Origin of the sequence: Sporolactobacillus mangiferae, from assembly GCF_023336505.1 — a bacterium.
Classification (GTDB): domain Bacteria; phylum Bacillota; class Bacilli; order Bacillales; family Sporolactobacillaceae; genus Sporolactobacillus; species Sporolactobacillus mangiferae.
Map to the genome: position 1 here is coordinate 1 of NZ_JAMAST010000006.1, position 17,838 is coordinate 17,838.

A 17,838-nucleotide genomic window follows, 5' to 3' on the forward strand; every position below is an offset into this window, starting at 1 on the left:
ATCTCAACAGGTGGATATCATCATCATCTTGGACTGAATGTCTGGAACAGCCAAGGCATTCATGTGCCTGAAGAGCCGCATATCGGTTTAAACTATTATCGACTCGTCCTTCCCGGCGAGAATGCACGCATTCAAGTGATCAAAAAGCTTCAAAAGCTTGGTGCAGATATAGAACAATCTGGAAATCATTTTTTTACAAAAGATCCATCAGGAATCAAATTGGAGCTCGCTATCTCATGAATTTAACATGTCCTGAAGGTAGCCATTGTATAAAAAAAGGGTGTCTCAAAAGTCTCTTGACGATGGGACACTCTTTAAAATGATGTACTTTTTGTGGTTAAGCGCGCGGGTAGCGGACGCACGTGGTCAGCCCTTGATACAATTAATCGAGAGCTCGATACTTTTTGGAACATCCTCGTTAAACGAAACTGTTGATTTTCCGGCTCATTATTAAGCTTATCTTTCGGATTTTATTTGTTCATAAAAAGCGGCCAGTGAAACGGTATAGTAAGGAAAAAGCCAAAGGTAAAGCCACGCGCTGCCAACAATTCCGATCGCAATAAACAGATAGCCCATAATGTCTGAGAAAATAAATCCAATTAAACCGGCCACGATAATACTGGCCATGACCGGCACGATTCCCAAGAGCCACCATCCGATAAAACTTAATTGCAGGACGAATAGTCTCCATTTAAATCCTTTCATTAAACGCTTGCTTTCTTGTAATACTTTACCAGCTGAATAGTCTGGATGATCATGGAGTATAAAAAAGCTTTGCGAATATGTATAAACTTTTATAATACCCGGAATGACAAATAGAAGTGTCCAGAGAATAAGAAAGAAAATCGTCACTATATTCACCCAGATGAGCTTAAGCGCTGTCTGACCGTTTTGATAGACCTGATACAGCAGTGAACCCGATGCCTGCTCATTGCGAAAAGTTTTTAAGAAATACCAGTAAACGACGAATTGCAACGGAATACAGATAAGATAATAAATGAGTTGAACGAGATCAGAGGACAGCGGAGATTGGTATTGACTGTTCCATTTTTCAAAGCCTCCTGACAATATTATTTCGGCAATAAAAGGGGGGAGTGAGGTAATCAGAAAATAGATCAGAACAAAAAGTCCGCTTTTCAGCCATTTTCCTTGTAACGCTGTGCGCGCATCGTTTTTCAATTCGCTAATGTGCATAAATTAAAAAGACCTCCTTAATGATTATTTTACTATTGTACATTTAATGCGGAGAATAATGTCAAAAACCGGTAAAAAAATAATGTGTCTCATTTTAAGAAACAGCCGTTACTGCTATAAAAGAATTGGTGATGTCAGTATTTACATTACAAAGGACAAAGGAAGGGGGCGTTGGAACAGCGCTTTTAAAACAGCTGATTCACGAATCAGAAATCACATGTGCGATTCAGAATAGTCAAAGACAAAAAAAGATGCCTCAACATTACTACGTAAAATATAATTTTGACGAAGTAATGTTGAGCTGTATTTTTTTAGCCTGTTTGCTAACCCATTTTTTTCGTAACCAATTGAATAACCTTTTGTTTCATATTCATTGAATCATTTAATAAATTTGTTCCTTGTTCCATAACTTTATCTTTCAGTCCGCTGTCCTTAAGTAGAACGCTATTGATCTTTACTGTCAAAAATGCCGACTGGACTGCTGAATCCAAAGTGATCACTGCAACACCCAAATCCGAAATGACATTTTTATTGAATTGATCGGCAGTCTCATGCAATAAAATTATCACATCCAAACAGTTTTTCATTAAATCAAGCGGCACTGCTGCTGCTTGAAAAGCCGCTTTCTGCAGTTGCGATGATCGTTTGATGCGCTGCTTAGATGTTTCTTTCGGCATTTTGAGTATGTGCATAAAAGATGCAAATGAATCCATATCTTGCTGTGCAAGAATTTCAAATGTCTGTATTGCTGCCTGCATTTGGTTTGTAATATAATTCATTCGCTTATTGTCAAATTTGGGGCCCATTGATAATTGAGCGACCATCGAACCCATTGATGTTCCCAGGGAAGCGCATAGAGCAGCTACGCTGCCACCACCTGGCGTTGGATCTGATGAACTTGATGCATTCAAGAATTCGCGGATGGTCTGGTCAAAGACTTTCACTTCGCCGATTCTCCCTTTTCGCTTTAATCTTCTGAATTCGAACAGCTTTTATCAGATTTTCAAATAATGTCATCGTTGTGATTTTCCCAACCCCGCCAGGCACTGGTGTCATTGCCTGAACATGATTCCTGACCTCAGGATGTACATCTCCGACAACGCCCTCTTCACCTTCATTAATCCCGGCATCCACAATAACCAGATGTTCATGCACCATATCCGGAGTGATTAAATTTTTCTTTCCCACGGCCGTAATCAGAATATCTGCATGAGCAATATGTTCTTTCAAATCAACTGTATACTTATGGCAGATTGTCAATGTTGCATGTGCACGTAATAATAATTGAACAAGTGGTTTGCCGACCGTCGCTCCATAACCGACTAAAACAACTTTTTTCGCTTTTAAAGAATAGTCGAAGTGATTCAATATAGCCATACATGATAACGGTGTTGCGGGATACAGTCCAGTCTCCCCGGTAAAGCATGCCAGCTTGTTTGCAGGCGTAAGGCCGTCAATATCCTTCTCGGGCGCAATGGCTGCCGTTATTATTTTTGTGTCAAGGTGCTTAGGAAGCGGCAGTTCAAGGATAATGCCGTGGATCGATGAACAGCGATTCAGCCATTTGATTTTTTCCAGCAGTTCCGCTTCTGTGATCCTTGGATGCACAGATGTCAGCAAATAACGGATACCTAGCTTGAGCGCCATTCTTTGTTTGACTTTCGCATAGCATTGAGATGCAGGGTCGCCTTCAACGACAACAACAGCAATGGTCGGATCAATGCCCTTTGCTTTCATTTGTTTTACTTCCAGGATCAGGTGATCGCACATCTGTTTTGCGAGCGCTTTGGTTTGCAGCAGTTTTCCCATCATAGCCTCCGTAAACAAATAAAAAAAGTATTTGGCTGACGAATCCATCTCTCCCAAATACTTTGCCCAGGCGTACGGCTGATCATTTATTCATCATATGCTCCCTCATGGTTCCCCATGTTCCGCCAGTTACATATGGTTCATTTCATTCTATTTCACTCTAAAATATAACATGAATGCAGCATAATGCCAATAAAAACGAGTATAGATGACAAAAGTCATTGAAAATTGTATTGAGCCATGAATTTTTCTATGATTACTGCGTAAAATATTTGATGCGTACTTTCATTCATGCTAAAATAATGTTATTATATGATCTTAATTGAGGTGCTTCTGTTGCCTGACGAACGCACACGTCACATTTATGAGCGGATTGATGAAAAAACAGCTCAGCTCCCCTGGTTTGTACGTGAATATGTAGATAAGAAAATGCGCACGATGTCGCCGCGTTCCCTTCTTAATTACTGTCACGATTATTTGATTTTCTTTGACTGGCTGATTGCTGAGGGATTCTGCCAAGGGCCGCGTACCGATATACCTCTTGAATGTCTGGAAAATCTGACACCGCAGTCCATTGAAAATTTTCTGTCCTATTTACAGTTCCGTCTGCAAAATGACAAATTTACGATCAATCGCAAGCTTTCTTCATTGAAATCACTTTTCAATTACTTGCAAAATGTTGCTGAAACCAGTGATTTAAAGCCTTACCTCATTCGAAATGTGATGGCAAAAATCGCATTTAACAAAATCAAAGAGGATCAAGAAACCGTTGCTCAGAAAATGGCCGGCAAAATACTTTGGAACGACGAATATGAATCTTTTCGCCAGTTTGTTGCGCGTGACTATCGGGAAATCATTAAGAATAACAAAAAGTTGTTGAATTTCCATACATTGAATGCCGAGCGTGATACAGCAATTGTATCACTGATTCTTGGATCGGGACTTCGATTATCCGAAATCGTTGGTCTGGATCTTCATGATGTCGACTTTCAAAAGCGAATGGTCCGTGTAATTCGTAAAGGAAATAAAGAGCAGTATGTGTTTTTCAGCGAACAGGCCGGTCTGGACCTTACTGATTATCTTGCTGTTCGCCAGAAAAAATACAATGTGGCGGCGTCCAATCAAGCACTGTTTGTATCTGCATCAATGGGGCCAAAAGGAACAACCGGCCGACTCAGCGCCCGTGCAATTGAAAATCTGGTAAAAAAATATGCAGTCGCTTTTGGCAAGCCTTCTTTGTCTGTCCATAAATTACGGCATTCCTTTGCCACCAGATACCAGGCGGAGAATAATGACATCCCTAAATTGCGCCGCCAACTCGGTCATTCCGCCATCCAGACAACGATGATTTATACGCACCTTTCAAATGATGAACTAAAACGTGCTGTGGACCATATGGATGATCATTTTAAAGGGCCGAATAATAAAGAATGGGATTAAGCTTTTTCTTCGGTTTATATAGTTTACATAATTATTTTTTTGTTAACCGATGTCTACAATGGCTCGGATCTCCTCAAGACGCTGCACAGTATAAGTCGGTTGTTCGCGCAACTCATTATGCTGATTTTTCGCATTAAACCAGCATGTATCGAGCCCTGCTCGAATGCCGCCAAGGATATCCGAAATTAATGAGTCGCCGATAATTAATGCGCCGCCCTTGTTAAAATACGGAATATGCGCAAAAACATATTGAAAAAACCTCTGGTCCGGCTTATGATACCCCGTTTCTTCAGATACAAAGATTCTTTTAAAAAATGGAGAAAGTCCCGAATCTGAAAGTCGTTTATACTGCGTCTCCTTCACACCATTCGTGACGATGTACAGATCAAAAGTTTTATTTAAATCGAAAATCAGTTGCCGAGCACCCTGAATCAGCTGATGGCCTTCTTGAAGATAGCGCCGGTAATCGCGTTCCATTTCCATACCGTCGACCAGCTTTCCAAATCGCCTGAACAGCTTCGCGAATCGCGTATTCACAAGCTCATCACGCTCAAGTTTTCCCTGTTCATAGTCTTCCCACATGGCGCGATTCATCTTTTTATAGAAAGTCTTGATTTCAGGAGTCAGTTGAATTTTTTGACATGCAAAAAGTTTGCTGAGTGCCGAATCTTCGGCGGCAGCAAAATCAAGTAGCGTATCATCCACATCAAATAGCAACGTTTTGTATTTCTTCAAAGGCTTACCTCCTCTTCCATTAATTAATCGTTGTCGATGAATGTAACCTGGTGATCGGCAAGTGAGGAAATCCGAGCAAGTGAATATACAGCATATCCAGCCCGATCAAGTTTAGAACGCCCTTCCTGAAAAGACTTTTCAATAACAATTCCAATACCTTCTACCGATGCACCTGCCATCTCGATCAGACGGACAAGTCCCATTGCAGCTTCCCCGTTTGCCAGAAAATCATCAATAATCAAGACTCGATCTTCAGAATTGATCATCGCTTTTTCCAGGAAGATTGAATTATGTACTTTCTTTGTATAAGAATATACCTGAGTGGTTAATATGCTGGTATTTAAAGTCAGCGGTTTCTTTTTACGCGCAAAAAGAACCGGAACACCCAATTTGAGCCCGGTCATCAGCGCAGGCGCAATTCCCGATGATTCGATAGTCAGCACCTTTGTAATGGATGACTGCACGAACGCTTCTGCAAACGCTTCGCCGACGTGCTGCATCAGAACCGGATCAATTTGATGATTTAAGAATTGATCAACTTTGAGTATGTCGGAGTCAATCACAATCCCTTCCTCGCGAATGCGCTTTTTCAATTCGTCCATGATTAAGTTCGTTCCTTTCTCTATGTATGATTCCTTTTTTGAGCATCTTATTAAAAAGTATACTATGGATTTACAAGAGAGACTAGCAAATAAATAAATCTCAGAACAAATGAGGCGCAGCTCCTGTTAAGCAGATTACTTGCGCAGATGCTTATCTTTTATCGATCAAACCATCCTTTTTTTCGAAACCAATAGTACATGATCACGGCAATAAGGAACATGACCCCAAGAACAACAAAATAACCATACTGCCAGTCCAATTCAGGCATATAGACAAAATTCATTCCGTAAATGCCGACGATGAAGGTGAGCGGCATAAAAATCGTTGTAATCACTGTCAGCGTCTGCATAATTCGATTGGTTCGATAACTGGTCAGCGAAAGATAACTGTCGCGAATATCCGACGTGATCTCCAGGTCAGATTCAATCATATGAGTAAGTCGGCTCAGGTTTTCATTAAGATTGCGCAAAAACAGCTCTTGTTCCTCACTGGTCTCAATTAAAGATGAACGGATCATTCGCTGGATAATATCTATGAGTGGGGAAACCATTCTTCGAAAACTGAGCAATTCACTGCGCAGTTGAAAAACACGACGATTAAGCTTATGAACAGACTCATTTTTTGCATTCAAATCCAAATCATCGATCTGATCCTCAAGATCATTAGCAGCCATTATATATTGGTCAATAATTCTTCCAAGTAATTGTCTGAGCACCTCATCTGGAATTCCGTGATCGGAAAAATGATCAGTGGCTCTGCTTTCATGCCAGATATCGTTTATTGCTTTCAAATGATCGCTATGCAGTGTCACCAGTGAATGCTTTCCAATATATAAAAAGAGTTCGTGCATCTTCAGCGTACTGGGATTGACCACGCGCAATGACATGAAATAGTATGTCTTAAACAGTTTTAATTGCGGTCGCCGTGAATGCTGCCTGCTTTCGTTCACTTGTCGATAGAAAATAGGGAGTAATGCTTTTAACTGTTTGTTTTCTTCATCATTTAGCGCGCTAAGATCAAGCCAGTAATGATGATTCTCCAGCGCAGCAACTGACGAGAGATTTTGTTGGACACTGAGTTCTTGATTGCCGTTTTGCGTTAAAATCCTTATCATTTCTAAGCGGACTCCTTTGTGGGCGTCGTCAACACTGAACTTTCAGATGTCGAGAAATTCACCGTCCTTGATTTCGTGCAGTGCGCGGTATAAATCTGCAGGTACACGGCCCGCCAGGCTATCAATGGATTGATAAACTTCCAAACGCCGTGAATCGGGGACATTATCCTCCGCTTCGGAAGGAAAAGGAATATTTCCAATGTTTTCTCCTGCAATTTTTTCCATAATTCTTTTCTTCAGCTCATGTTCAATGGACTGTTCGAGCGGAACTTTCTTTTTTTCACGGATATATACAGCATAACGTCCGTGTGTCGTTTCATAGACAACATAGGTTGTGAGCAATGAATGCTCGTCATCATGAACACTTGCCGATGCCAGCTCTCGGCCAATGAAACGCTTCCTTTTGTAGAAACCGTCTTCGCCCTCAGAAACCTCTATATGTTCAAATCCTTTTCCCTCACCAATTTTGGTAAAAAAACGAAGTGCCTGCACGATCGTCGCAGATAAGTTTTTTCCAGAGACAGCTTGTGCCTTGTCAAATACCGCCAAATCAGCATCTTGAACATAAATGGTCTTATTCGGCATAGGACGCTTTCCTCTCTTTCATTTAGATATATTTATTTTGTACATATAAATATACACCCTTTCTACGTATGATGAAAGTATTTTATACATAATATATGCATATAAATAGATTTATCATATATTTATAAAATGAATATATTCTTTGCTGCCTGTTTTCGGGCCACTATACTCATTCAGAAAATGAGAAAAACCAGGCAAAAACGCGCCCGGTCCTACTTTCACAGAATGTGATGGCTTTCGCGTTGCATACAGGACGTATGCGCAGTTAGCGAAAGTTCCTTCAACAGGAACGTTTCGACGGAGTCCCGTGCTTTCGTTTCTGACTTACACTTTTGTGCTTAGCTAAAATCCTATACTTTTTATCTTATGAGAAAAATGGACAATATTTTTCCTCCTATACTGATCCTGATTTTAAAGAATAAGCGCAGCAATGAAAGAAACTTGTTTTTTTGTGTGTTTTTTAATGGGTTGATTGATGCTATGTTAGGGGATCAAGTTGATGTTCACACAAATCTTAAAGGTGCAGACTTTCCATACCTTTCAGCGTGCTGAATCGGCTCGTTGACATGAAGAATTGACGCAAGTTTTCATGCCTATGAAACATGAACAGAAAATCAACAATGAAAAGCGATGATCCATTATAGATACATAAAATGAATTATGTTTCTTAAATTATCATAAATAACAAAGCATTTAACGAACTTAATTATTAAACAAACGATTAATTAGTTATTATGTTTGCTTTTTTTAGACCAAGATTTGTTACAGAGTTAAATGAGTGATATTAACTACTTATCTCTAAGAAAAAATGAGTGTGGATGTATCTATCCACACTCATTAAGAAATTAATGATTTATTTGCTGCATACAAGGGTAAACAGTTTGGGCAGCCCTATATCAGCAATCTTCATATTTGGTGCCTCATCCAATCGTTGTACGATCAAACCCGATTCGGCAAATGCAGTAATGATTTCTCCAAGGGTCCACTCTCTTAAAGAAACTGCCTGTATCTCCTCCTCTTTTCGAAGCTCAGATTGCAGATGTTTTGAATAAGCGACCCGCTGTCTTCTTAAAGACTGATCAAAATAATTGCCATAAACGATCTGCCTTTTTCCTTTTGTCGTGACAAGTTTTGTTGAGACAGGATGAAATTCTTGGATAATAAATTGTCCACCAGGCTTCAGCAAATGAAAAACAAGTGCTGCAAGCGGCTCAAGATCGACAAAATAATGCAGGATGCCCAGTTCCATGAACACGTAATCATATCTCTCACTATGTCGCTCCAATGGCAACTGTAATACGTCACAAACAATATATTCAACAGGCATTCTCAAGGCACTGGCAACATTTTGGGCATAGGCCGCATTTTCAGAGGCAATGTCAACAATGGTAACCTGTGCTCCCATCAGTGCAAGTGCAAGTGCTTTTCCACCGTTGGAGCCAAGAAGATTTATGATCTTCTTTCCCTTCACGTTCTGAAAATAGGAAGCCATTGATCCAAGCTTGCCTTCGGGATCCCGTCTTATTTTTTTCGCAGCTTCGTCAGGCGTTCCAAAACGATTGATCCAGGCCTGATATGCTTCATGATTCCATGCCTGACCATTGATTCCAGAATCTTTGTATTGCATTTCTTTTAATCGCAGCTTAACTGCTTCGCGAATGGGATCATTTTTCTGTAAAGTTCGTAGAAAGAACCCAAACGATTTCACGGCAAGCCTGGCAGCCCCAATGCTAATAAATAGTCGATCCGGATCTGTGCGTATCACTGTTCCGAAATAACCGATAATCGTGACTTTGCATTGTAAACTTTGAAAAGTAAAAGAGGCGGCCCGTTTCGTATTCACTATTTCTGATGCACCTTGTTCACGCATTGTCTTATGCAATATTGCCAGTGCATCCCATTGAACAGAGATTCGCACGGCATGATCACAGTGGACGGCGCACCCTTGCAGTTTCAATGCGGAAAGGCCTTCAATTGTCGCCGGTATCTTTTCTTTTTCTATCAGCTGCCATGCATGTAAAATGGCTTCTTGCCAAGCGGCTTCTTTATTATTCTCTTTCCTGTTCATTATTAAATGCCTCTCAGGTTCTTAAGATGTGCTCGAAAATAGTTGATCGTCTCTTGAATCGTGAACCCCATTTTTTTGTACAGATGCAGTGCACGTTCATTACGTGATTCAACTTCCAGCATCACCTGTTTTGTGTGACCTTGAAAAAGTTGATTCAGAACAAGCTGAAAAAATGCGCTGCCAAGGCCCTTGTTTTGATAATCTGCATGCAGACCGAACCCAAATAGAAAAGCGCGATCTTCTTCAAACCGTACGTAACAGATGCCGATAATTGCGTTCTCATACACAGCCATGTATCCCTGACGATTAGCCGAAAGCAAAGCCATCTCAATGAGGTTCCGTGCATCTGCTCTGCTGTCATGAAAACTGGACATACTGACTGCAATGAGCTGTTCCATTCTGGCCATCGTCTGTTTTTCAAGTGACAGCACATTTGAAACCGAACGAATCTCATATTGTCCACATTCCAGCGCCATGACGTATTCTGAAAAATCATAGTTGGCCTGAAAATGATCGATCACAGCATTATTCGGAAAATCCGGCTGAGATACAAACAGCACGTCAGAAACTTGAAATAGTTCCAGTTCTGCAGCAGTGCGCAAAAACAAAGCTGTAAAGTACCCCTTTTTTCGATACATGGGCAGTGTTAATGCAGAAAGTTCGGCTTCAGCTTGCATTGGCGCAAATAAATGAATGAACGCAACAAGCCGATGATTTTCATAGCAAAGAAAGGTATGATTCATCTCATTTCGGAAGTTGAGTGAGCCATCTAAATCCATCTTGTAAGTAATGCCGTCCACTTGCGAGCAGATATGTTCAAGCGTCTGGATTTCTCTTTTTTCCAAAGGACTTAATCGTTTAACTGGTCGTATAATCATAAGCGCTCCGTGGCCTTTTTTATGTAACCAAGCCCGATCAGCAGGCTTTTTGCAGGTGAAAACCTAAGCATTTGCAAACAGATCTCCCGCACTTGAACTATGGACAGGCTGCGCACGTGCAGACGGATCAATATAGTGTTTTGCATTATTCACCGCGGTTGGCGCCTCGCCAAAGCCGGTGGCAATGAGCTTCACTTTTCCTGGATAGGAGGCAATGTCCCCTGCCGCGTAAACTCCAGGTATATTGGTTTCCATTTTGCTGTTAACAAGTATTGCGTTTTTTTCCAATTGAAGATTCCAATCCTTGATTGGACCAAGCGCGGAAACAAATCCATAATTGACAACCAAGTCATCGAGAGACAGCGTTTCTTCATGATCGCCTTTTACCATTTGAATCGCCAGTTCGTTAATTTTATTTTCTTTAACAGAAACGGACTTTGCCGTAAAAGGTGTTTTGATATGCACAGCTGCTTTTTTCATTGCTTCGACACTTGTTTCGTGGGCACGGAACTCATTACGCCGATGGACAATTGTCACATCTTTTGCAATCGAGGCAAGCGTGTTGGCCCAGTCAACAGCTGAATCACCACCGCCAAGAATAACGACCTGCTTCCCCTTAAAAACGGAGACATCCTGAACATAATAGTGGATATTGGTGATTCCTTCAATTTTCTGATCTACTTTGAGTGGACGCGGTGAAAATGCTCCGACTCCCGCGGTAATGACAACCGTTTTTGTTTGATGAATTTGTCCGGATTGTCCGATCAGCTCGATGATACCGTCCTCATGTCGATTCAGTGTTGCGATCGTTTCATCAAGCACGATCTCCGGTTTAAATTGTGCAGCTTGCTTCACTAAATTATTGACCAGTTCTTTAGCCTTTATCTTTGGAAATCCGGCTACATCAAAGATTTCCTTTTCCGGATAGAGCGTGCTGAGTTGGCCACCAAGTTGAGGCAGGCTTTCTATAATTTTAACTTTCATCTGCCTCATTCCGGCGTAAAATGCGGTAAAAAGCCCAACAGGCCCACCACCAATGATCGTTATATCAAAAAGATTTTGTTTTTCAGTCAAAACAATCCCTCCGCCTGTCCATAAAAATTCGTAAATAATCATGTTTTATTCTAAGCGAATGATTGGATTAATGCCATTAGAACGCTCATGGCAGTATTCACTCAAAAAATCTTTATTCCGTTCCTGAGTTTTTCTGAGCCAGATCCGGCCAGATTTCTGAAACCGTTCCATCTTCATCCTGATCTAAAATAAAGGAACCATTATTGAAACGATCCGAGACACGCACATTATCCGCGTTTACCGTGAAAGTTTTTCCTGTGTCCGTTCCAATCTTGAATACATCCAGACGATTGGCTAAGGCGAATCCGACAAGATGATGCGGACGGGTTTTTAATTCACGCAGGAGCTGTATGCCTCTTCGCGGACGGCCCGTTTGTTCGATTTGTCCGTCAATGGCCATTTTTTTGACTGAACCGCGATCCGTTACGATCAACAAGTGAGCGGGCGTTGACTGAGTGTACGCAACCGCTCCAGCTAAATAATCGTCCTTTTTTAGCTGGACAGCCTTGACACCTGCTGCACGGACGCCGACTTCGCCCGCTTCTTTTTCCGCAAAACGCAGTCCGTATCCTAGATATGTGCCGAGAACTAAATCGGTTGAACCATCCGTTACAAGTACAGCGAGACATTGATCATCTTTTTTCAGTTTAAGCGCAGCCAGAGGCTTTGACCTCCGTTGTGCCTGATAGGCGCTCAGTTTTGTGCGTTTTACCATGCCTCGTTTAGTCAAGAAAATCAGATAATTTTTCGTTTCATCAAAGCTTCTGACTGGAACAGCATGGATCAGTTCCTCATCAGAATCAAGAGGAACGAGACTCGAAATATGCTGACCAAGTTCTTTCCATCGGCGATCCTGAATTTCATGAACCGGCAAATAAATGTAACGCCCCATGTTTGTAAATACAAGCAGCGTGTCTGTTGTGTTCATCTGCTGCTGAAACAGAGGATGGTCCGTTTCTTTCATTGCTACCGCATCCTCACTGCTTGCGGCAAAGGAGCGAAGACTTGAGCGTTTGATATAGCCGTGTTTTGTTAAAGAAACCATAACCTCTTCAGAGGCAACCATGACTTCAAGATCAATCTTTATATCTTCGATTTCCGCCTGAATCGTTGTTCTTCGCGCATCTGAATAGTTTTTGCGAACGTCTGTTAGTTCTTTTTTGATGACGGCAATCAGCTTTTTTTCTGAATTAAGAATGCCTTTCAGTCTGCCAATTGTTGCTTCCAATTGTTGTTCTTCTTTCTGAAGAGTCACAATGTCTGTATTGGTCAGTCGGTACAGTTGCAAGTTAACAATAGCTTCAGCCTGTGCTTCTGTAAAGCCGAAGGAATGAGACAGGTTCTGTTTTGCATCTTTCTTATTCTTTGAACTGCGTATTACACGAATCACATCATCTAAAATCGAAATGGCTTTGATCAGACCATGGACAATGTGTTGCCGGTCAATGCTTCGCTGCAATTCAAATTGCGTTCGACGTGTTACGACTTCTTTCTGATGCGCTATATATGCTTCCAGAATTTCTTTGAGACCAAGCTGTTTTGGTGCCTTTTGATCAATGGCCACCATGTTGAAATTATAGGAAATCTGCAGATCCGTATTTTTGAAATAATAATTGAGAATGCCGTCCGGGTCAGCATCTTTTTTAAGTTCGATAATAACGCGCATTCCGCTTCGATCTGTTTCGTCCCGGACTTCAGAAACGCCCTCTACTTTGTGATCCAGTCGAAGCTCATCCATTTTTTTCACGAGAAGTGCTTTATTCACTTCATAGGGCAGTTCGTTGATCACAATCTGTTTACGCCCGGTACGCAGCGTCTCCGTTTTCGTTCTTGCGCGAATCACAATTTTGCCCTTGCCGGTTTTATAAGCCTTTTTAATTCCGTCCAGTCCTTGTACAATACCGCCCGTTGGAAAATCCGGCCCCTTGACGCAGGTCATCAGATCATCGACAGTAGATTGAGGATGCTCCATCAGCATAATCGTTGCGTCAATAATTTCGGAGAGACAGTGCGGCGGAATCTCCGTTGCGTAACCGGCCGAAATACCTGTTGAACCATTTACCAGTAAATTAGGAAATTTTGATGGAAATACCGTGGGTTCTTCCGTTGAATCATCAAAATTAAGTACAAAATCTACGGTTTTTGCATCGATATCACGAAGCAGTTCGACCGCTATTTTTGAAAGCCTTGCCTCAGTATAACGCATAGCAGCCGGAGGATCACCGTCCAGGCTGCCATTGTTCCCGTGCATTTCGATCAGCGGCATGCGCACTTTCCAGTCCTGGCTCATCCGGACCATTGCTTCATAAACTGAAGAATCGCCATGCGGATGATAGTTACCGATTACGTTGCCGACTGTTTTTGCCGACTTGCGAAAAGGCTTATCATTTGTATTCCCGTCGCGAAGCATGGCGTAGAGAATTCTGCGCTGCACCGGTTTTAAACCGTCGCGGACATCAGGAAGCGCACGTTCCTGAATAATATATTTACTATAAATACCGAAACGGTCGCCCATCACTTCCTCCAGCGTCCGATTCACAAGTTTTTCTCGACTCGCCACAATCACTCAGCACCTTTCACAGCATTCAATCCTTCAGTTTCCTCTTCCTCAAGTCCAAATGCAACATGGGATTCAATCCATTTACGGCGAGGTTCCACCTTATCGCCCATCAATGTTGTCACTCGGCGCTCGGCATAGGCCTGGTCTTCGATATGGACCTGTATCAAAGTCCGTGACTCCGGATTCATGGTGGTCTCCCAAAGCTGCTCGGCATTCATCTCTCCGAGTCCTTTGTAGCGCTGAATCGTATAGCCCTTACCGATTTTCTTTATGGATTCTTTAAGTCCCTGATCGTCCCAGGCGTACTCAACAGTTTCATTTCTACCGGTTCCCTTGCTGACCTTATATAACGGCGGAAGGGCAATATATACTTTTCCCGCATCAATGAGCGGCCGCATGTATCGATAGAAGAAGGTAAGCAGAAGCACCTGAATATGGGCACCGTCATTATCCGCATCTGTCATGATAATGATTTTATCGTAGTTGCTGTCTTTGATCGAGAAGTCGGATCCGACCCCCGCTCCGATTGCATAGATAATCGTATTGATTTCTTCGTTTTTCATAATTTCTTCAAGGCGTGCTTTTTGTGTATTAATGACCTTGCCTCGAAGCGGAAGCACTGCCTGAAATTTCCGGTCGCGCCCCTGTTTTGCAGATCCTCCGGCAGAGTCACCTTCGACAAGATACAATTCATTTCGTGAGGCGTTTTTTGAAGCCGCAGGAGTTAGCTTACCGCTTAAAATGGACTCCTTGCGCTTTGTCTTTTTCCCGTTTCGCGCTTCTTCTCTTGCTTTGCGCGCCGCAACACGGGCCTGCCGCGCACGCATTGCCTTTCGAATCAAAAGTTCGCTTGTTTGCGGGTTTTCTTCAAGAAAATAAGCTAGCTGTTCAGATACAACAGTATCAACTGCTGAACGTGCTTCGCTAGTTCCCAGTTTTTCCTTTGTCTGCCCTTCAAATTGGAGCAGATTTTCAGGAACACGTACGGAAACAATCCCCATGAAACCTTCGCGTATATCTGCTCCATCAAGGTTTTTTTCTTTTTCTTTCAGAATCCCGCTTTTTCTGGCATAGTCATTAAAAACACGGGTCAATGCCGTGCGAAACCCGGATTCGTGTGTACCGCCATCCTTGGTACGCACATGATTAACAAAAGAAATTAAATTCTCCGAATACCCATCGTTATACTGAAAGGCGACTTCAACCTCCATTTCATTTGCGGTCCCTTCGAAGGCAACGACCGGATGAAGGACATCTTTATCTTCATTCAAATAAGCAACAAACTCCTTGATGCCTTCATCATAATGATAAATGTCCTCACGACCACTCCGCTCGTCAGTCAGAACAATCTTCATTCCTTTCTGAAGAAATGCGGATTCACGAAGTCGTTCACTCAAAATGTCAAACTGATAAACTGTCGTACTGAAAACCGTAGCATCCGGTTTAAAATGGATCAGTGAGCCCGTTTCCCTGGTCGTGCCGATTTGTTCAAGTGTTGTTACTGGATGACCGCCACGCTCAAAGCGCTGTTTAAAAGTTTTCCCATCACGCCATATCGTGACTTCAAGCCATTCTGACAATGCATTGACAACAGAAGAACCAACGCCGTGCAGACCGCCACTTGTCTTATACCCACCGCTTTGGCCAAATTTTCCTCCTGCATGGAGAACCGTGAAAATGACCTCTACCGTTGGTTTGCCTGTACGGTGCATTCCTGTCGGCATGCCGCGTCCAAAGTCGCGAACGCTGACGCTGCCATCTTTATGAATGCACACAAGTATTTCGTTTCCATATCCGGCAAGTGCTTCGTCAACTGCATTATCAACGATTTCATACACAAGATGGTGAAGTCCCCTAGAATCAGTAGATCCAATATACATACCTGGGCGCTTTCGTACAGCTTCAAGCCCCTCAAGGATTTGAATCGTATCATCATCATATGCAGATATTTGTTTTGCCAATTAAAGAACCCCTTTCACTTTCTTCACGATCTGACACAAACGCATAAGTCGTTCACATTTGCCGACTGTTTATGGGCCATTCTTTTCGTTCTCATATGCCAAAACCAGAATTTCTTACTGATCCAGGCAGTCCGTCAGTAATTCTGATTTCATACTCACGATTTACAGTTGATAAATGTCTTTGTATTTTGCCGACAAATATTGGATCAGATAATCAGGATTCGGTCCTTCACCTGTTGCTTCCCGCAAAATTTCAAGTGGTTTCTTCAATCGTCCGAATTGATGAATATGCCTGCTCAGCCAGTCCGTAACAATATGCAAGTTACCTGAACTGACCTGGTTGTCAAAATCAGGTATATCCTTCATCATGGCATGCTTAAACTGCGCGGCATATACATACCCCAGCGCATAGGATGGAAAATAACCAAAATCCCCACCCGGCCAGTGAATATCCTGCAAGACACCTTCGCGGTCACTGGCTGGGACAATGCCGAGATACTCCTTCATTTTTTCATTCCAAATTCCCGGCAAGTCACGAACCTGCAAGTCACCATTAAACAGCGCCTTCTCAATATCATAGCGAACCATAATGTGCAACGGATACGTCAGCTCATCAGCATGCGTACGAATGAATGAGGGATGCGCTGTATTAATTGCGCGGTAAAAGTCATCAAGAGAAACGCCATCAAACTGACCGCTTCCATACCGTTTTAATTCGCTGTAGTGATGGGACCAAAAGGCTTTGCTGCGGCCGATAAAGTTTTCAAAGAAAAGTGATTGTGATTCGTGAATGCCCATTGATGTCCCTTCGCAGAGCGGTGTCCCGACAAGATCACGGGAGATATGCTGTTCATACAGCGCATGGCCGCCTTCATGGACCGTTCCCAAAACAGTCGAGATAAAATCGTGTTCCTGGTAATTCGTGGTTACACGAACGTCACCGGGGTTAAGCGTAATTTCAAATGGATGCTCGGTTTCATCCAACCGTCCGGCATCAAAATCATAACCGATTTCTTTAAGCAGATGCAGACATAGTGCTCGCTGGTTTTCAATCGGGAACGACGTGGTCAAAAAAGAAGAATCCGGCTGATTTTTTGAGGCGATGACTTCTTTAACAAGCGGAATCAGCCGGCTGCGCAATTTTCCGAAAACATGATCAATCGTCTCAGCGGTTAAGCCGGGTTCGTATAAATCAAGAAGTGCGTCATACTGATTATGATTGATTCCGCGGTATTCAATGAATTTCCGTTTAAAAGAAACCATTTTTTCCAAATACGGCTGGAGCAAGGAAAAGTCGCTTTTTTCCTTTGCCTCTTTCCACACACTTTGTGCCTCAGATTGCAAAATAACATATGCTTTATACTCTTCAGACGGAATATGAATAAAACGGTCATACGTTTTTTGAGATTCTTCCACCATTCTTTTTGTTACGGAACTCAGCTGTTCCTGCACCGAGGGATTGGTCAGTGCATCTATGTATCCTTTCATTTCATCTGAAGTGGATCGCTTAAACACTTCATCTGAAAGTGTACCTACCACTTCGGATCTTTGTGCGATTCCTTTTCTTGGCGCGCCTGTCCGCATATCCCACTCTGCAAGTGCAATCGCCTCATTAAAGTCCATAATTTTTTTAACGTAATTTTTATACGAATGAACAACATCGGTAATCATCATTAGCGCCCCTTTGTGTAATAAAACCATAAGTATCGTCTCATAATCTTTTTTCTTGATGTTCAGTTAAAGTTCCTTCTTTGTCTTTAATAAACAGTAACACGGTACAGACGTTTTCTTTTGATTATGGACGAACGTATGTTCAA

General features: G+C 42.2%; 15 protein-coding genes and 1 riboswitch. Of the genes, 2 read left to right on the forward strand and 13 right to left on the reverse strand.

What is annotated here, in order from left to right; all coding sequences use genetic code 11:
• Nucleotides 1–240: VOC family protein (locus M3N64_RS07160; RefSeq protein ID WP_497007934.1), on the forward strand; the 240-nt coding region annotated here is incomplete at its 5' end.
• Nucleotides 241–456: 216 nt separating this feature from the next.
• On the opposite strand, the gene M3N64_RS07165 is transcribed toward M3N64_RS07160, so the two are convergent.
• From M3N64_RS07165 to M3N64_RS07175, 3 genes are all read right to left on the reverse strand, one after another.
• A complete protein-coding gene (locus tag M3N64_RS07165) occupies nucleotides 457–1,194 on the reverse strand; it encodes a DUF975 family protein (RefSeq protein ID WP_249100307.1) in 738 nt (245 codons plus the stop codon).
• Between the two features lie 323 nt (nucleotides 1,195–1,517).
• A complete protein-coding gene (locus M3N64_RS07170) occupies nucleotides 1,518–2,138 on the reverse strand; it encodes a cyclodeaminase/cyclohydrolase family protein (RefSeq protein ID WP_249100310.1) in 621 nt (206 codons plus the stop codon).
• Nucleotides 2,125–3,003, reverse strand: a complete 879-nt coding sequence (locus M3N64_RS07175) for a bifunctional 5,10-methylenetetrahydrofolate dehydrogenase/5,10-methenyltetrahydrofolate cyclohydrolase (protein WP_249100313.1) — start codon at nucleotides 3,001–3,003, stop codon at nucleotides 2,125–2,127. The genes M3N64_RS07170 and M3N64_RS07175 overlap by 14 nt, the downstream gene beginning before the upstream one ends.
• Nucleotides 3,004–3,060: 57 nt before the next feature.
• Nucleotides 3,061–3,146: riboswitch (ZMP/ZTP riboswitch) on the reverse strand.
• Nucleotides 3,147–3,315: 169 nt separating this feature from the next.
• Here M3N64_RS07175 and xerS point away from each other — a divergent pair.
• Nucleotides 3,316–4,443 (forward strand): tyrosine recombinase XerS, encoded by a 1,128-nt coding sequence (gene xerS, locus M3N64_RS07180; RefSeq protein WP_438271008.1) that lies wholly within the window; start codon nucleotides 3,316–3,318, stop codon nucleotides 4,441–4,443.
• Between the two features lie 42 nt (nucleotides 4,444–4,485).
• Here the strand turns inward: xerS and M3N64_RS07185 are convergent, their stop codons facing one another.
• The 10 genes from M3N64_RS07185 to M3N64_RS07230 all read right to left on the reverse strand — a co-directional run bounded on the left by M3N64_RS07185 (nucleotide 4,486) and on the right by M3N64_RS07230 (nucleotide 17,722).
• Nucleotides 4,486–5,178: a YjjG family noncanonical pyrimidine nucleotidase gene (locus M3N64_RS07185; RefSeq protein ID WP_249100318.1), complete on the reverse strand. Its 693-nt coding sequence runs from the start codon at nucleotides 5,176–5,178 to the stop codon at nucleotides 4,486–4,488.
• Nucleotides 5,179–5,201: 23 nt separating this feature from the next.
• The gene (locus M3N64_RS07190; RefSeq protein ID WP_249100321.1) at nucleotides 5,202–5,780 is read right to left on the reverse strand and encodes a xanthine phosphoribosyltransferase; all 579 of its coding nucleotides are present in this window, start codon (nucleotides 5,778–5,780) and stop codon (nucleotides 5,202–5,204) included.
• Between the two features lie 158 nt (nucleotides 5,781–5,938).
• Nucleotides 5,939–6,895, reverse strand: coding sequence for a magnesium/cobalt transporter CorA (corA, locus tag M3N64_RS07195; RefSeq protein WP_249100323.1), 957 nt, complete (start codon nucleotides 6,893–6,895; stop codon nucleotides 5,939–5,941).
• 42 nt (nucleotides 6,896–6,937) lie between these two features.
• A complete protein-coding gene (locus tag M3N64_RS07200; RefSeq protein WP_249100326.1) occupies nucleotides 6,938–7,480 on the reverse strand; it encodes an EXLDI protein in 543 nt (180 codons plus the stop codon).
• Between the two features lie 853 nt (nucleotides 7,481–8,333).
• Nucleotides 8,334–9,548, reverse strand: a complete 1,215-nt coding sequence (locus M3N64_RS07205; protein WP_249100330.1) for a class I SAM-dependent methyltransferase — start codon at nucleotides 9,546–9,548, stop codon at nucleotides 8,334–8,336.
• 2 nt (nucleotides 9,549–9,550) lie between these two features.
• Nucleotides 9,551–10,426, reverse strand: coding sequence for a GNAT family N-acetyltransferase (locus tag M3N64_RS07210; protein WP_249100332.1), 876 nt, complete (start codon nucleotides 10,424–10,426; stop codon nucleotides 9,551–9,553).
• 63 nt (nucleotides 10,427–10,489) lie between these two features.
• Entirely contained in the window at nucleotides 10,490–11,500 is a 1,011-nt protein-coding gene (locus M3N64_RS07215; RefSeq protein WP_283163348.1) for an NAD(P)/FAD-dependent oxidoreductase, read from the reverse strand.
• Between the two features lie 112 nt (nucleotides 11,501–11,612).
• Nucleotides 11,613–14,060 carry a DNA topoisomerase IV subunit A gene (gene parC / locus M3N64_RS07220; protein WP_368389904.1) on the reverse strand — a complete coding sequence of 816 codons (2,448 nt, stop codon included), beginning with the start codon at nucleotides 14,058–14,060 and terminating at the stop codon, nucleotides 11,613–11,615.
• A gap of 2 nt (nucleotides 14,061–14,062) precedes the next feature.
• Nucleotides 14,063–16,021, reverse strand: a complete 1,959-nt coding sequence (gene parE, locus M3N64_RS07225) for a DNA topoisomerase IV subunit B (protein WP_249100338.1) — start codon at nucleotides 16,019–16,021, stop codon at nucleotides 14,063–14,065.
• Between the two features lie 162 nt (nucleotides 16,022–16,183).
• Nucleotides 16,184–17,722, reverse strand: a complete 1,539-nt coding sequence (locus M3N64_RS07230) for a carboxypeptidase M32 (RefSeq protein ID WP_438271009.1) — start codon at nucleotides 17,720–17,722, stop codon at nucleotides 16,184–16,186.
• Between the last annotated feature and the right edge of the window lie 116 nt (nucleotides 17,723–17,838).

Coding starts and splice junctions, on each gene's coding strand:
- M3N64_RS07210 (WP_249100332.1), bottom strand. CDS start 10,426: ATGATTATACGACCAGTTAAACGATTAAGTCCTTTGGAAAAAAGAGAA.
- M3N64_RS07175 (WP_249100313.1), bottom strand. CDS start 3,003: ATGGGAAAACTGCTGCAAACCAAAGCGCTCGCAAAACAGATGTGCGAT.
- M3N64_RS07200 (WP_249100326.1), bottom strand. CDS start 7,480: ATGCCGAATAAGACCATTTATGTTCAAGATGCTGATTTGGCGGTATTT.
- M3N64_RS07230 (WP_438271009.1), bottom strand. CDS start 17,722: ATGGTTTTATTACACAAAGGGGCGCTAATGATGATTACCGATGTTGTT.
- M3N64_RS07165 (WP_249100307.1), bottom strand. CDS start 1,194: ATGCACATTAGCGAATTGAAAAACGATGCGCGCACAGCGTTACAAGGA.
- M3N64_RS07205 (WP_249100330.1), bottom strand. CDS start 9,548: ATGAACAGGAAAGAGAATAATAAAGAAGCCGCTTGGCAAGAAGCCATT.
- M3N64_RS07190 (WP_249100321.1), bottom strand. CDS start 5,780: ATGGACGAATTGAAAAAGCGCATTCGCGAGGAAGGGATTGTGATTGAC.
- corA (WP_249100323.1), bottom strand. CDS start 6,895: ATGATAAGGATTTTAACGCAAAACGGCAATCAAGAACTCAGTGTCCAA.
- xerS (WP_438271008.1), top strand. CDS start 3,316: ATGATCTTAATTGAGGTGCTTCTGTTGCCTGACGAACGCACACGTCAC.